Source organism: Leeuwenhoekiella blandensis MED217, from assembly GCF_000152985.1.
GTDB classification, from domain to species: Bacteria; Bacteroidota; Bacteroidia; order Flavobacteriales; family Flavobacteriaceae; genus Leeuwenhoekiella; species Leeuwenhoekiella blandensis.
In genome coordinates this window covers 3,422,303-3,435,843 of record NZ_CH672395.1, presented here as the reverse complement: position 1 = coordinate 3,435,843, position 13,541 = coordinate 3,422,303, and the positions used below count along the sequence as shown (strand labels likewise).

Annotated in this window: 16 protein-coding genes; 5 read left to right on the top strand and 11 right to left on the bottom strand. The window is 39.7% G+C overall.

From position 1 onward, the window contains the following. Positions 1 to 3: 3 nt before the first annotated feature. Positions 4 to 720 (bottom strand): hypothetical protein, encoded by a 717-nt coding sequence (locus MED217_RS14605; RefSeq protein WP_009781320.1) that lies wholly within the window; start codon positions 718 to 720, stop codon positions 4 to 6. A 155-nt stretch (positions 721 to 875) separates the two neighbouring features. Between MED217_RS14605 and MED217_RS14600 the strand changes: the two genes are divergently transcribed. The 5 genes from MED217_RS14600 to MED217_RS14580 all read left to right on the top strand — a co-directional run bounded on the left by MED217_RS14600 (position 876) and on the right by MED217_RS14580 (position 6,192). Next, entirely contained in the window at positions 876 to 1,589 is a 714-nt protein-coding gene (locus tag MED217_RS14600) for a pirin family protein (RefSeq protein WP_009781319.1), read from the top strand. 106 nt (positions 1,590 to 1,695) lie between these two features. Continuing rightward, complete coding sequence (locus MED217_RS14595; RefSeq protein WP_009781318.1) at positions 1,696 to 1,911, top strand: hypothetical protein; 216 nt, start codon at positions 1,696 to 1,698, stop codon at positions 1,909 to 1,911. Positions 1,912 to 2,213: 302 nt separating this feature from the next. Then, positions 2,214 to 3,428, top strand: coding sequence for a multidrug effflux MFS transporter (locus tag MED217_RS14590; protein WP_009781316.1), 1,215 nt, complete (start codon positions 2,214 to 2,216; stop codon positions 3,426 to 3,428). Between the two features lie 145 nt (positions 3,429 to 3,573). After that, the gene (gene porG / locus MED217_RS14585; RefSeq protein ID WP_009781315.1) at positions 3,574 to 4,311 is read left to right on the top strand and encodes a type IX secretion system protein PorG; all 738 of its coding nucleotides are present in this window, start codon (positions 3,574 to 3,576) and stop codon (positions 4,309 to 4,311) included. 48 nt (positions 4,312 to 4,359) lie between these two features. Continuing rightward, the gene (locus MED217_RS14580) at positions 4,360 to 6,192 is read left to right on the top strand and encodes an ABC transporter ATP-binding protein (RefSeq protein WP_009781314.1); all 1,833 of its coding nucleotides are present in this window, start codon (positions 4,360 to 4,362) and stop codon (positions 6,190 to 6,192) included. 3 nt (positions 6,193 to 6,195) lie between these two features. Here MED217_RS14580 and MED217_RS14575 read toward each other — a convergent pair whose 3' ends face one another. From MED217_RS14575 to msrA, 10 genes are all read right to left on the bottom strand, one after another. Beyond that, positions 6,196 to 6,954 carry an SDR family oxidoreductase gene (locus MED217_RS14575; RefSeq protein WP_009781313.1) on the bottom strand — a complete coding sequence of 253 codons (759 nt, stop codon included), beginning with the start codon at positions 6,952 to 6,954 and terminating at the stop codon, positions 6,196 to 6,198. 146 nt (positions 6,955 to 7,100) lie between these two features. Then, positions 7,101 to 7,241, bottom strand: a complete 141-nt coding sequence (locus tag MED217_RS19145) for a hypothetical protein (protein ID WP_009781312.1) — start codon at positions 7,239 to 7,241, stop codon at positions 7,101 to 7,103. 34 nt (positions 7,242 to 7,275) lie between these two features. Continuing rightward, on the bottom strand, positions 7,276 to 7,434 hold the full coding sequence (locus tag MED217_RS19050; RefSeq protein ID WP_040532911.1) for a lmo0937 family membrane protein: 159 nt from the start codon (positions 7,432 to 7,434) through the stop codon (positions 7,276 to 7,278). 84 nt (positions 7,435 to 7,518) lie between these two features. Next, positions 7,519 to 9,057, bottom strand: coding sequence for a cryptochrome/photolyase family protein (locus MED217_RS14565; RefSeq protein WP_009781310.1), 1,539 nt, complete (start codon positions 9,055 to 9,057; stop codon positions 7,519 to 7,521). Between the two features lie 6 nt (positions 9,058 to 9,063). Then, positions 9,064 to 10,362, bottom strand: coding sequence for a DASH family cryptochrome (locus tag MED217_RS14560; RefSeq protein ID WP_009781309.1), 1,299 nt, complete (start codon positions 10,360 to 10,362; stop codon positions 9,064 to 9,066). Then, on the bottom strand, positions 10,359 to 10,499 hold the full coding sequence (locus MED217_RS18845) for a DUF2256 domain-containing protein (protein WP_009781308.1): 141 nt from the start codon (positions 10,497 to 10,499) through the stop codon (positions 10,359 to 10,361). Before MED217_RS18845 ends, MED217_RS14560 begins: the two co-directional genes overlap by 4 nt. Continuing rightward, positions 10,489 to 11,136, bottom strand: coding sequence for a flavin reductase family protein (locus tag MED217_RS14555; protein WP_009781307.1), 648 nt, complete (start codon positions 11,134 to 11,136; stop codon positions 10,489 to 10,491). Before MED217_RS14555 ends, MED217_RS18845 begins: the two co-directional genes overlap by 11 nt. Before the next feature lie 92 nt (positions 11,137 to 11,228). Next, positions 11,229 to 12,341: an alkene reductase gene (locus MED217_RS14550; RefSeq protein WP_009781306.1), complete on the bottom strand. Its 1,113-nt coding sequence runs from the start codon at positions 12,339 to 12,341 to the stop codon at positions 11,229 to 11,231. Between the two features lie 137 nt (positions 12,342 to 12,478). After that, on the bottom strand, positions 12,479 to 12,913 hold the full coding sequence (locus MED217_RS18635) for a DUF4174 domain-containing protein (protein ID WP_009781305.1): 435 nt from the start codon (positions 12,911 to 12,913) through the stop codon (positions 12,479 to 12,481). Further along, positions 12,910 to 13,491, bottom strand: coding sequence for a peptide-methionine (S)-S-oxide reductase MsrA (gene msrA / locus MED217_RS14540; RefSeq protein ID WP_009781304.1), 582 nt, complete (start codon positions 13,489 to 13,491; stop codon positions 12,910 to 12,912). The genes MED217_RS18635 and msrA overlap by 4 nt, the downstream gene beginning before the upstream one ends. Positions 13,492 to 13,541: the final 50 nt, after the last annotated feature.

The window sequence follows — 13,541 nt, the reverse complement described above, 5'->3', positions numbered from 1 at the left end:
GCTTTATTCTGTTTTTACTGCGATGTCTGTGAAATAAAGTCTAAAATTTTTATCTTCAGTTTTGTGATCTGAGGCGATTTTAATTCCATTGTAATCCTCATAATCGTCCCAGGTGGTCACCATAGAGAATTCTGAAACATTTCCTCTTCTAAAAATCCATTCGCGTACCATAAACTCGTCATCATAGAAAAAGTCATAGGCATCTCCCGGAGTATAGCCTCCTTCGTCACCATAGGTAAGGGTGATCTTATGAAATTGCTTCTTGCTTATAGGCGCTGTTGCTGTGTCTTGTACGGTAAGATTTGAACTTTCTTTATCCCAAACCAAATGCATAGGAGCTAGAAGCCAGAAGGAGTCATTGATAAAGCCTTTATCTGTAGCGGTGCTGGTGTTGTCTACGCTAGATCGGTTATACGTGATGGTGTCCTGAGCTGTCATCTGGGTGATGTCCTGTGTTTTGGGTTTCCAGATCCAGGATTTCTCGTAGTGTTCTTCTCCGCGGTCTACATTAAAAGTGAATTGTACTTCAGAAACCTGATCCCATTGGTCTAAGCCATTGGCTTCAGCGATCTTATAGGCAACTTCCTGTTCTGGTGTGCGTTCTTCTTCTGCGACTTCTTCAGTAGAGACTACGGGAGTTGTTTCAGGAGTTTCCTTGGTTTCGGTTTTACAAGAAAAGAGCGCCAGAAGTATGGCGGTACTGAGTATTATTTTTTTCATCGTTTTGTTTTAGCTATTAAAAATACAAAGTAGATTTTGACCAATAGCATTTTAAGGTTTATTTATTACATCAGCATAGCAGCTTACCGTAAGTTTTCGGCTAAAAGTCGACTATAAAATCTAGATTTATAATCAACTTATTTAAAATACATTCAATGAAAACACTACTTCACAAAGCAGAAACGCGCGGAGATGCAAATCACGGCTGGTTACACAGCAGACATACGTTTAGTTTTGCAAATTATTACGATCCGCAGCGTATGAACTTTGGTGTTTTACGCGTGCTTAATGACGATAAAGTGAGTGGGGGAATGGGATTTGGTACGCATCCGCATCAGAATATGGAAATTATTTCCATTCCTTTATCCGGTGATCTGGAGCATAAAGACAGTATGGGAAATACCACCGTCATCAAGGAAGGAGATATTCAAGTGATGAGTGCCGGAACCGGAGTGCAGCATTCTGAGTATAACAAGAATAAAGACGAGGAGGTGCGTTTTCTACAAATTTGGGTGATTCCCAATACGCAAAATGTAGAACCGCGTTATGATCAAATCACTCTTGATCGTGCCGATCGTAAGAATAAACTGCAGCAAGTGCTTTCTCCTAATAAAGAAGACGCCGGTGTATGGATCTATCAGGATGCCTGGTTCAATATGGTAGATTTGGATGCCGAAAAAGAAGTGGTTTACGATTTCAATTTAAAAACAAACGGACTCTACATTTTTGTTTTAGAAGGAAGCATAGAAGCAGGCGGGCAAGCTCTGGAACGAAGAGACGGTTTGGGTGTTTTTGATACTGATGCTATTACCTTAAAAGCGACAGCAGATGCTTCTGTTTTGTTGATGGAAGTGCCGCTGCAGCTGTAAAACCTTGATGGGCTTTCTGAAAAATTGACAGTTTTTTTCTCGTGAAATCTGATGGTACTTTTTTTGCTTTGAGTTGACGAGAAACTATTAATTAAACCTTCGATTTATGGAAACACCAATTAAGTTAGAGTTAGTAGGACAAAAAGGAGAACTGTTTGCCTTAAAATATCCGGGATTGCAAATTCCTATTCACGTTAATGACGAACTGTTAGAAAAATTTAAGGCGAGTGATGAGTATATTGTGGTTGAAAATTTATCAACCGCTGAATATTCAGAACAATCTTGGAGTTCTTCGGAAACCAAAAATCAAATACGAGCTTAAAATACTAAAAAAGGCGACGCATTAGGGTCGCCTTTTTTATTGGCACCGTCAAAGGGTTTGATACTCCAAGGCTTGCCTCGCAATTGAAAATTCGTTTTCAAGCAATGTCTCGGGTTTGCCCTAAAATAGTTTACTGGCAATATCTAATACTTTGTCACTTCAAAGCCTTTCTCGAATTGGTTTACTGTAGTCTACTACATCGTTGCCTTAAGAAAATCAGCGCTTACTTTACGATTTTAATAACATCCGGCTGCCCGCGATTTGTAATAACATAGATTAATTTTGCATTTTAGAATCAGGTTATGACAAAACGCTTCACCACTTCTTCGCGCACGACGATCATTTTAATTCTGGGAACCCTTATTGCAATTGGTCCGTTTTCGATTGATATGTACCTGCCGGGTTTTGGTAATGTTGCAGACGATTTTGGAGTAGATATCAGCAGAGTAGGTTTAACCTTAACCAGTTACCTTATTGGGATAGCACTGGGACAACTCGCTTACGGACCTTTGATGGATCGGTTTGGGAGACGTCGCCCACTAATAGGCGGCCTTATCCTTTTTACGGTCACTTCACTTATTTGTGCAGCCAGCTGGAATCTTAATATTTTAATCGCCGCCCGCTTTTTTATGGCATTGGGTGGTTGCGCCGGTATGGTGGCTTCAAAGGCGATCGTAAGAGATCTTTTTGAAAAGAAACAAGTTGCAGATGTACTTTCAACATTAATGCTCATTATGGGGGTTGCTCCCATAATCGCTCCTACTGTAGGCGGACTTGTAATTGGTGCTTTTGACTGGGAGGCGGTTTTTTATATTCTTGCTGCATTTGCAATTATAATGTTGGTTTTGATCACCTATGTTTTACCGGAAAGTGCAGAACCCAATCATACCACCAGCCTAAGGCCAAAGAATATTTTGCTAGAGTATGTTTCAATCCTAAAAAACAGGGAGTTTTTCATTTTTGCAATTGCTCGCGGTTTTACAATGGGATGCTTGCTAAGTTATGTAAGTAGTGCTCCTTTTATTTTTATTGAATTTTTTGGCTTAACGGAACAACAATTTGGTTGGGTTTTCGGGAGTAATGCTCTTGGTTTAATTCTGGGAAGTCAAATCAATCGCTTGGCGCTGAAGCGTTTTTCGCTGTTGCAAATTACAGTAACCACCTGTGTAGCGCTTACTATTTTAACAGCGCTCGGACTAGGGATTAGTTTCGTCGAAATCAATTTCTGGATCGTATATCCATTTCTATTTACAATGTTGTTTTTAATAGGTTTTCAAAACCCTAATGTTACCGCATTATCTCTTGATCCTTTTACCAAGCAAGCAGGAAGTGCTTCTGCACTTATAGGAAGTATTGGGATGATCTTTGGCTCGGTTGCCAGTATTTTGGTCGCAGAGCTCGTTACCGAAAGTGTAAAGCCGCTACTTTTTATCTTATTTGGTAGTGCGGTCTGTAGCTTGATCCTTGTTTTATTCTACCTTAATAAACGTAAGGCTTATAAATTTCAGACCACATAGTAGTGTCTTTTATCCCGATTTTTGGGTTTATTAGCTATAATTCAAATGGTTTTATTGTAACTAATTAATAATTAGTATTTTAGGCGATTTTTTAAGATGAAGTCCTCGCGATGAGGAGTTCTTACTAACATTTTAAAAGCCTATTATGAGATTAAAATCCCTACTTCCTCTTAGTATTGCGCTGTGTATTACATCAATTACCACTTTTGCCCAAGATAAAAGCTATGACATTGGCTTGTATCTCGGAGGTGTGAATTATTATGGCGAAATTGGTAAAAAGAACTTTGTGGCACCCAACCGCGCTTTTTTAGGCATTATTGGCAAGATGAATTTTAATGAAAATTTAAGCGCCAGAGCAAGTGTAACCTACATGACTTTGTACGATGATGATCGGGATGCAGACGACGGATACCGAGGAACCGGAAGAAATAACTCGCTTTACTATTCTTTTGATAACAGCCATCTGGAACTCACCGCAGCATTAGAGTATGTGCCATTTTCATTTTTTAAATCCTCATACAATCCAATTGATTTTTATGTCTATGGCGGAATAGGCGCGATTTACGGCGACGAATTGTATTACCCGTTGTCTGCAGGGTTTGAAGATGTACAAGCGGTAAAATATGGCACGCGTACCCGTATGATTATTCCTTTTGGTGCCGGGCTTAAAACCTTCATTGGAAGCCAATTTATGCTCGGTATAGAGTTGGCTCCACGATACAATTTCAGTGATAATTTAGATGGAAGCCATCCGGATGAGGAACAATTGGAGCCAAATCAACTGCCTAACTTCATAAATAATGATTGGTACACGTATATAGGTTTGACCTTGACGTACCGCATTGGCAAAGGTGGACGTAATGCTTGCTACTGCACGCTTTAATCACCACTGTTTTCTTCGGTAATACGTACTTCGTTTTATCTTTGTCCTATGGCGAGAAGACTAGATAGCATTACCGATACCAAAAAAACAAACGTGCGTGCTTCCTTTCAGGCACTGCGCTACATTCCGCGATTTTTTAAAGAGATCAGTCGGGTAAGTAAATTGCTCTTTGGTCTTAATCTTCTGGGGCGTATAATCAATGCATTCTCACCGGTGGTGATTCTATGGGTAGGAAAATTGATCATTGATGAGATCATTACCCAAATTAACGCATCACCTGCAAATTATGAGCAGCTTTGGAACTATGTGCTGCTGGAATTTGTCATCATCATTATTGCCGACATCATCAATCGAGGAATCGCGATTTCAGATGGTTTGCTGGGTGATAAATACAATATCATTTCTTCAGAAAAAATGATACGTAAAACCAGTAAGATCGACATGGCGCAGCTTGAAGATTCTGAATTTTACGATAAGCTTGAACGTGCACGCCAGCAAACTCAGGGCAGGGTAGGACTTATGAGTACATCACTCAGTCAGTTACAAAGCCTTATTTCTATAAGTACACTTATCGCCGGGCTGGTCTATTTTCAGCCGATGTTGATCGTCTTACTGGCACTTAGTATCATTCCGTTATTTATTAATGAAATTCGTTTTAGCGGGCAGCAATATTCGTTATCACGCAGCTGGACTGCCGAGCGGCGAGAGCTTGATTATCTGAGATATATTGGGGCTAATGATAAAACAGCTAAAGAGATTAAACTCTTTGGGTTGACCGATTTTATTGCAAGTAGATTTAAAAAACTCAGCGAGGAATATTATCAAATAAATAAGAAACTTACGATCAAGCGCAGTGCTTACAGTGCCGTTTTTAATATTCTGGGAGTGGTGTGCTATTATGCTGCATATCTGGTGATCATCAAAAGTGTTTTGGATGGGCAGATAACCGTAGGAGAATTGACCTTTTTATCAGCCTCCTTTAATCGCTTGCGCAACAGCTTGCAATCCTTTTTTACCAATTTTACCCAGATCACTCAACGTGCGTTATATCTTAAAGATTACTTTGATTTTATCGATTTGGAAATTCCTGATGCTCAAAAATCATTTCTAGAGTTACCACAAGCGATCACCCAAGGTTTTGAATTGGTAAATGTGCATTTTGGTTATCCTGAAAGTGAATACGAGGTTTTAAAAGGGGTAAGTTTCAAATTGAAAGCGGGAGAGAAAATGGCTTTTGTAGGAGAGAATGGAGCGGGTAAAACCACATTGATCAAGTTGATGCTTCGTTTTTATGAACCTACACAAGGAGAGATCTTGCTGGATGGCGTAAATATCAATCGATACGATAAGGCACACTATCAGAAGATGTTTGGTGTGATTTTTCAGGATTTTTTCAGGTATGAGTTTACGCTGCGCGAAAATATAGCCGTAGGGGCCATTGATGCAGTTACAGATAATCATCGCATTGGGCAGGCCGCAGAATTGAGTTTGGCGAGTGAAGTGATCGATGCGCTTGAAGAAGGTGTAGAAACCCAATTAGGTAAACGCTTTAAAAAAGGGCAGGAACTTTCAGGCGGACAATGGCAAAAAGTAGCTTTGGCACGTGCTTATATGACAGATGCTAAAGTGATGATTCTAGACGAACCAACTGCGGCTTTAGATGCTAAAGCAGAGTACGAGGTTTTTGAACGGTTTATTGATCTGACTAAAGGAAAAACCAGCATAATCATATCCCATCGTTTCAGTACAGTGCGTATGGCAGATCGTATTCTGGTTCTTAAACATGGAAAAATCCTGGAGTTAGGAACGCACGACGAACTGATGAAAACCCCAAAACTCTATGCCGAACTGTTTGAGCTACAAGCCCAAGGCTATAAATGATGTTTAAAGTCCGTTTGCGCTAAGTCCGCCATCAACCACCAGATTTTGACCAGTGATGTATGAAGATTGGTCCATCGCAAGAAAGGCAATCGTATTTGCCATTTCTTCAGGCTGTGCAAAACGCTTCAGTGGAGTGCGCTCAATAATTTTATCGTAACGCTCTTTTTGATCCATTACCGGTTTAACTAACGGAGTTTCTGTATACCATGGAGAAACGGCGTTCACACGAATATTTTTATCGGCCCATTCTGAAGCAAGGCTTCGGGTTTGTTGTAAAAGACCGGCTTTGGCCATCGCATAAGGTGCACCGCTTTTAATATCCTGAGAAGCTGCAACCGAAGCTACATTAATGACTGAAGCTTTTCCTGAGCGTTTAAGAAGTGCAAAAAACTTTCGAGTCAATTCAAAGGGAGCCAAAAGATTGGTGTCTATAATTTGCTGATATTCTTCAGGTTCAAAAAGAATGGCTTCTTTGCGAATATTCATTCCTGCATTATTGACTAAAATATCAAGAGAACCGCTACGCTGAAAAACAAAATCTGTTAATTGATCTTGATCATCTTCAGAAGTTACATCGGCTTGCATACCCGAAGCGATAAAGCCTTGTTCTCCCAATTCTTGCTGAAATGCGGTAACGGCTTCACCATCGCGTGCGGTAAAGATGACTTTAGCACCAAGTTGTGCAAATGCAAGAACGGTAGCTCTGCCAATCCCTTTAGTTCCTCCGGTTATTAATGCTGTTTTTCCTTCTAAATTCCACATAGGTTAATCTCAATTTGCCGGCAAAACTACAAAGAGATTTAAGGCTATCTGCAGGGATGGAGCATAAATTTTAAATCGCTCTTCGATTTATGCATAAAAAAAGCCGTACTAGTTAGTACGGCTTTCAACTTATAAATGCGATAGATTTAATCTACAGCATCTTCTGCAGCGTCACCAATGTCATCTGCTGCATCTTCAATTTTATCTCCGGTAGATTCTTCACGACAACTTTGTAGTGTTGTGCCCATAACTCCGGCTAGAAATAGAAATAAAAAAATACGTTTCATAATTAAAAATTTAAAGGTTAGAATTTTGGTTGTTTTACAAGCGTCTGCCTGTTGCTAGTTTGTAAAGAATCGCAATTACAGCGAGTACCAGTAGAATATGTATTAAACTACCTACCGATTCGGCGAAGCCAAAATAGCCTACAAGCCATCCTATAATTAAAATCACTACAATAAGCCAAATTATGTCTCTCATAACTAATTTTTATTGGTTAGTGATATGAAATTAATTGATTGTTGCAGAAGTGAGTCTTTGGTTAACAGTGAATTAACGGCAGTTCTAGAATTTTTGTGGATTCTTTATGATTTCCTGCGCCCGTTTAACAAGTTGTTCTAATTCGTCCGGATCTTTTTTGTCGAGCATGCTCATCATCATGTTCATGCGTTGGTTGTTCTTGAAATGTTCTCGTTTTTCAAAAAGAAAATTCCAGTATAAACTATTAAAAGGGCAGGCGTCATCACCTGTTTTTTTACTTACACTGTATTTACATGAACTGCAATAATTGCTCATTTTATTGATGTAGCTTCCGCTGGAAACATAGGGTTTTGTCGCGACGATGCCGCCATCAGCAAACTGACTCATACCCCGAGTATTTGTGATTTCTACCCACTCGAGGGCATCAATATAAATGCCCAGATACCAAGCGTCAACTTCATCGGGGTGTGTTTGGGTGAGCAGCGCATAATTTCCTGTGATCATCAGGCGCTGAATGTGATGTGCATATGCGTGGTCTAAGCTTTGCTTGATGGCATGGTGCATGCAATTCATTTTTGTTTCTGCCGTCCAATAAAAATCAGGAAGCTCATTTTGATTGTCTAGTTTGTTGCTGCGACGGTAACCGGGCATTTTCATCCAGTAAATTCCGCGCATATATTCACGCCAACCTAAAATCTGTCGTACAAAACCTTCAACCTGGCTGATGTCTATGTCATCTTTGTTTGCTCTCCAGTGATCGATCACTTTTTCTATCACCTCAAGTGGATGCAAGAGTTTGCTATTCATCGCAAAGCTGAGTCGGCTATGAAAAAGATAAATTTGATCAGGATCCATCGCATCTTGATAATCTCCAAAATGTTTCAGTAGGTTGGAGCAGAAATAATTGAGCACGCTTAAACCGTCTTCACGACTCGTAGGCCAGTTGAATTGTTGCTCATCAATACTCCCCATCGTCTTGACGCCGGCTTCTTCTATCATCTTACATAGTGCCGAAACATCTTTTCTAAAACCACGCTCATGCGGAATTTCAGGCGCTCCTTTCCATTTCTTACGATTGCTTTGATCAAAATTCCATTTTCCGCCTTCAGGATCTTTAGCATTTGCCATCATAATGTCGTATTTCTTGCGCATGTCGCGGTAGAAATATTCCATCGTATAGGTTTTCTTTCCTTTAAAAAAAGTTTCCAGATCGGTGCGTGAAGTGAGGAAGTGTTCTGTGTCTACTGCATCAGAATCAAGCTCAAGGGAATCGCTGAATTCTTTGAGTTGCTGGTCGAGTCGATATTCGTCAGGAAGTTGGTATTCAAAGCGTTCGATGTGATGCGCTTTAAAAAGCTTTTCTAAGTTTTGGGTAAGATCTTGCTCGTTGTCAGGATGATCTAATTGATAATAGATCACGCTGTGTCCGCGTTCCTGAAGCCACTGGCTAAAATTGCGCATTGCGCTAAAAAAGGCAACCACTTTTTGAATATGATGCGTAACATAGTCGGTTTCCTGCCGCATCTCTGCCATAAAATAAAGCACCTCTTCATCGGTCTGGTCAAACCAAGAGTGCTTATGATTTAATTGATCTCCTAAAAGTAATCGTAGTGTTTTTGCCATATTTTTTTAATCAAAAAGCGACTCCTGAAGCCAAAGTCTGCGGAATTTCCCATCACCATCATAGCGCTCTGCCTGACTTTTAATATTGAATTTTCTATCTCGAGGATCATTGCCAACGCCGCTGTTGTACATCCAATTGCCGTAATTGCTGTGCACATCATAATCGATCAACATACTCTCAAAATAGGCTGCGCCTATACGCCAATCCTGTTGTAATTCTTTTGCCCAGTAACTCGCAACATTCTGGCGGCCCCGGTTGCTCATCCAGCCGGTAGCAGCAATTTCTTTCATATTGGCATTTACAAAATCATATTTTGTCTGGCCATTGATCCATTCTTTTTTTGCGGCTTTGTTGGTTTTCCAATCGTAGTCTTTCTCCAGAATTCCACCGATCTTAAAAATTTGATCACCGTATTTTAAGGAAATGTATTTGAAGAAATCGCGCCACATCAATTCAAAAAAGAGCCAATAAGTACTTTCATTTTTGGTTTCCTCTTGTTCAAAAGCTTTTATTTTCCAGTAAATGGTACGTGCTGAAATGCCTCCGTTTGCCAGCCAGGCCGAAAGTTTTGAGCTGTAGTTTTTTCCGGTAAGTCCGTTACGTGTTTTCTTATAAACCGCGAGTTTTCTGGTCTGCCAGAAATAGTCTTCAATTCGGTTTAATGCTTGTTGTTCTCCACCTTTAAAAGGAAATGCGGATCTATGATCTGGCGTAAAACTTTCTAGATTTAAATCCTGAAGTGTAGGAATCGAAGTTGAATTTTCTTCAAAGTTCGTTTGCGGAAATTCAGTAATCGAAACTTCCTTTCTGATATTTAAGTTTTTCTCGCATTTTTTGCGCCATTGCGTAAATACGTTAGGAATTGCTTCAATGGATTTATATGGAAGGTCTTCAGGATGAATGAGAAATTGATCATAACTTTCGGTAAATTTAACCGATGCGGAACACGATTCTTTCACCTTTCTAGTGACTTCCTGTTCTTCAGAGGTCCATTCTTCTTGAAAGAAGAGCTGATCTATTTGTAAGCGTTCTATCAACTGCGGAAGAATGTCTTCCGGTTGCTCGTTGTAAACAAATATGGGGATATTCAACTCGGCGAGATGTTCTCGTAACTCGGTAACCGTTTCAATTAAAAATTGTGCGCGAAAACGTTCGGTCTTTTTAAAACCGAATTGATCTTCTTGAAATTGTCTGGGGTCAAAACAGTAAACAGCTGCAAGTAGATTGGCATTTTTACTAGCCTTGAATAGGCTCGTGTTGTCTTTTACGCGTAAATCATTTCTAAACCAAACCAGATTATTCATACGTTTTTAGTTCTTCTGCAGCGTTCACTGCAGTATTTAACATCATCCCAATTCTTCTCCCACTTTTTGCGCCATGTGAATGGCTTTTTACAAACGGCACAAATTTTTTCCGGAAGGTTTGCTTTTTTATGAGCCAAGGTCCTTAATTGAATTTACAGGTTGGTCAGGTTGTGCGTAGGTAAAACGGTTCAGGATTTGAGGAAGTGCATACCCGTCTAGCCCGTCGATACAAACCGTTTGAGCACGTTCTAGATTGAGCCAGCCATCTTCTGCCTGAATTTCACGATCTACATAAATATGCTGGATTCTGCCAATTATAAAATGACAATCATTTTCTTTGATAAAATATTCATTCTCAAAAGTGCATCCTAATTTGATTCTGCTCTGTTGCACATAAGGCGCTTTAAAGTCATCGAGGTATTCTTCGTTTAATAAGGTTTTGTCAAACTCTGAAACTGTACCATCATATTTTGCTGAAGTTTTATGCGCTTCTTTTATGAAATTTTGATTTACGTGGTTTACCGTAAAAACTCCTGTCTTTTTGAGATTTTCATAGGTGTTGCGATCTACAGTAGTTGGGCGTAAAATAAAGCCAAGTAGGGGCGGGTTGCTGCCCAAATGGGTAACCGAACTAAAGATGGCAACATTCGTGATTCCGTCTTCTGAAATACTCCCTAAAAGATTAGCAGACTTGAATCCCGTACAACTGTTTATAAAGTGCGCACGGTATTTTGAAGGCAATTCTGCTATTTGCTCTGCTGTATAATGTCTCATAAAAAAAGGGTAAGAATTAACTCACCCTAAAAATATGATTTGTTTAATCTTAATGCTGTTAACATTAAACAAAATAACAAAATTTTAAAAGTCTATGCTTCCTGCTGTTCTGCTTTATACGTGGGATAATCGGTATATCCTTTTTCTCCCTGGGTGTAGAACGTATCTTCATCCCAGTCTGCCATAGGAGCATTCATTGCAAAACGTTCTACCAGATCTGGATTCGAGATAAATAATTTTCCAAAAGCGACCAAGTCTGCATTTCCTTCTTCTATTACTTTATTTCCGCTTTCTTGATCAAAGTTTGCATTGATCATCAGGTTACCGTGATATTTAGGACGATAATGCTTTGCGATCTCAGTTTCTAGATAGTCAATATCGCTAACATCTGTAAAGGGTTCAGATAAGTGTAAATAGGCTAAATCGTAGTTGTTCAAACGTTCTACGATATGATCAAACGTTGGGATGGTTTCTTCGGTAGCTTCGATTCCAAATACTCCATTTAGCGATGGATTTAAGCGCACTCCAATTTTATTTTCAGGAAGTACTTCTTTTACCTTGTCTAGAGTTTCAAAGAAAAAACGAACTCTGTTTTCTATGCTTCCGCCATAGTCATCAGTTCGTACATTTGCGTTCTTATTAAAAAATTGATGAAATAAATAGCCATTAGAGCTGTGTATTTCGACCCCGTCAAAGCCTGCTTCTATAGCATTTTTTGCAGCGTTTACAAAATCTTCCTGAGTTTGTTTGATTTCCTCCAGCGTCATTGCTCTGGGCTCTTCAGTTTCTTTAAAGCCTTCTGGAGTGTATGCTTTTGCATTTGGGTTTACTGCACTTGGTGCCAATGGTTTTTCTCCGTTGTGAAAATCAGGATGTGACATTCGGCCCACGTGCCACAACTGGATGAATATTTTACCGCCTTCGGAATGTACTGCATCTACAACTTTTTTCCATCCTGCAACTTGCTCAGCGGTATGAATTCCGGGAGTGTGAATGTAGCCTACAGCTTGCTCAGACACTTGTGATCCTTCAGTAATGATCAATCCGGCACTGGCTCTTTGGGTATAATATTCGACGTGCATCTCTGTAGGAACATTGCCGGGATTGTCTGCACGACTACGTGTCATAGGAGCCATAACCACACGATTCTTCAGTGTTGTTGCTCCAAGTTTAAATGATTGTAATAAAGGTTGATCAGTTTTCATAATTTTTCTTTTTCAATTTAGCGATTGATAAGTCAATCGTGCTATATACTAGATTTTTGTCCTAAAGATTCGTAAAGCCTAACAAATAAGCTTGTTAAACGTTTTATAAAATAGGAATTGAAAGCGCGACTAGTGAATCAATCATCTAGATTTTCACGCATTTCTCTCTGGCGCATAGGCATGTTGTCTATGGTTTCAAAAATGGCAACAACATCAAATGGAACATTTTTCTGCATCTTGACGCCACCATCTTTTCCGATTAGGGTAAAGCCTTCAAAATTGGTAGGAATGTCATAGCGTTTTCTAAGTGGGCTTACGTGAAATCCTGAAAGTGCTTTGAGATCTTTATCATAGATGCGTCCTTTTGCGAGTGCAAATAAGAGAATGTTTCGGTCGTCGAGTTTTTTAGGCGAACTTTTAACGCGCTCCCATTGCGAAATGAATTTTTCTGAAGTAAGATCTTGAGTTGAGAGGACAACGATACGATTACGCCATTTATATTTTGCGAAATCTTCTTGTGCCGAAGCTGAAATTGAAAATAGAATCAGAGCGAGGTTGGCTATTCTTTTCATAGATGTTCATTGTCTTTTAAAAGTTCAGGGAATTGCTTTTTGAAACGATTAAGTCGTGGGAGAGAAACGCCTCTAATGTAAGGGTCATTCGGATTCTTGCGCTCATAATCCTGATGGTAGGCTTCGGCTTCCCAGAATTTTTGAAAGGGTAAAACCTGGGTTACAATAGCTCCGTCATAAACGGTTTCATCAAGTTCTTTTATGATACTGTCAATGATTTTCTTTTCTTTTTCATTTTGGTAGAATACAATAGAGCGGTATTGTTTGCCCTTGTCAGGGCCTTGCCGGTTGAGGCTGGTAGGATCGTGCGAACCAAAAAAAGCAAGAACTAAATTGCGGAAGCTTACCATTTCTGGATTGTAAAACACCTCAACAGCTTCTGCGTGTTGGGTTTTACCATAACTCACTTGCTTGTATGTAGGATTTTCTTTAAACCCACCGCTGTAACCGCTTACAGCTTCTTGGACTCCTTTTATACTTTCAAAAATAGCTTCTACACACCAGAAACAACCGCTGGCAAAGTAGGCGCGTTGGTAACCATCTATGGGTTTCGTTTGTACAGGATCAAGTTGCGCCATTTTTTGCTCATAGTCAGAGGGCTCAGAATTTTTACAATTCGAGAAGAAAA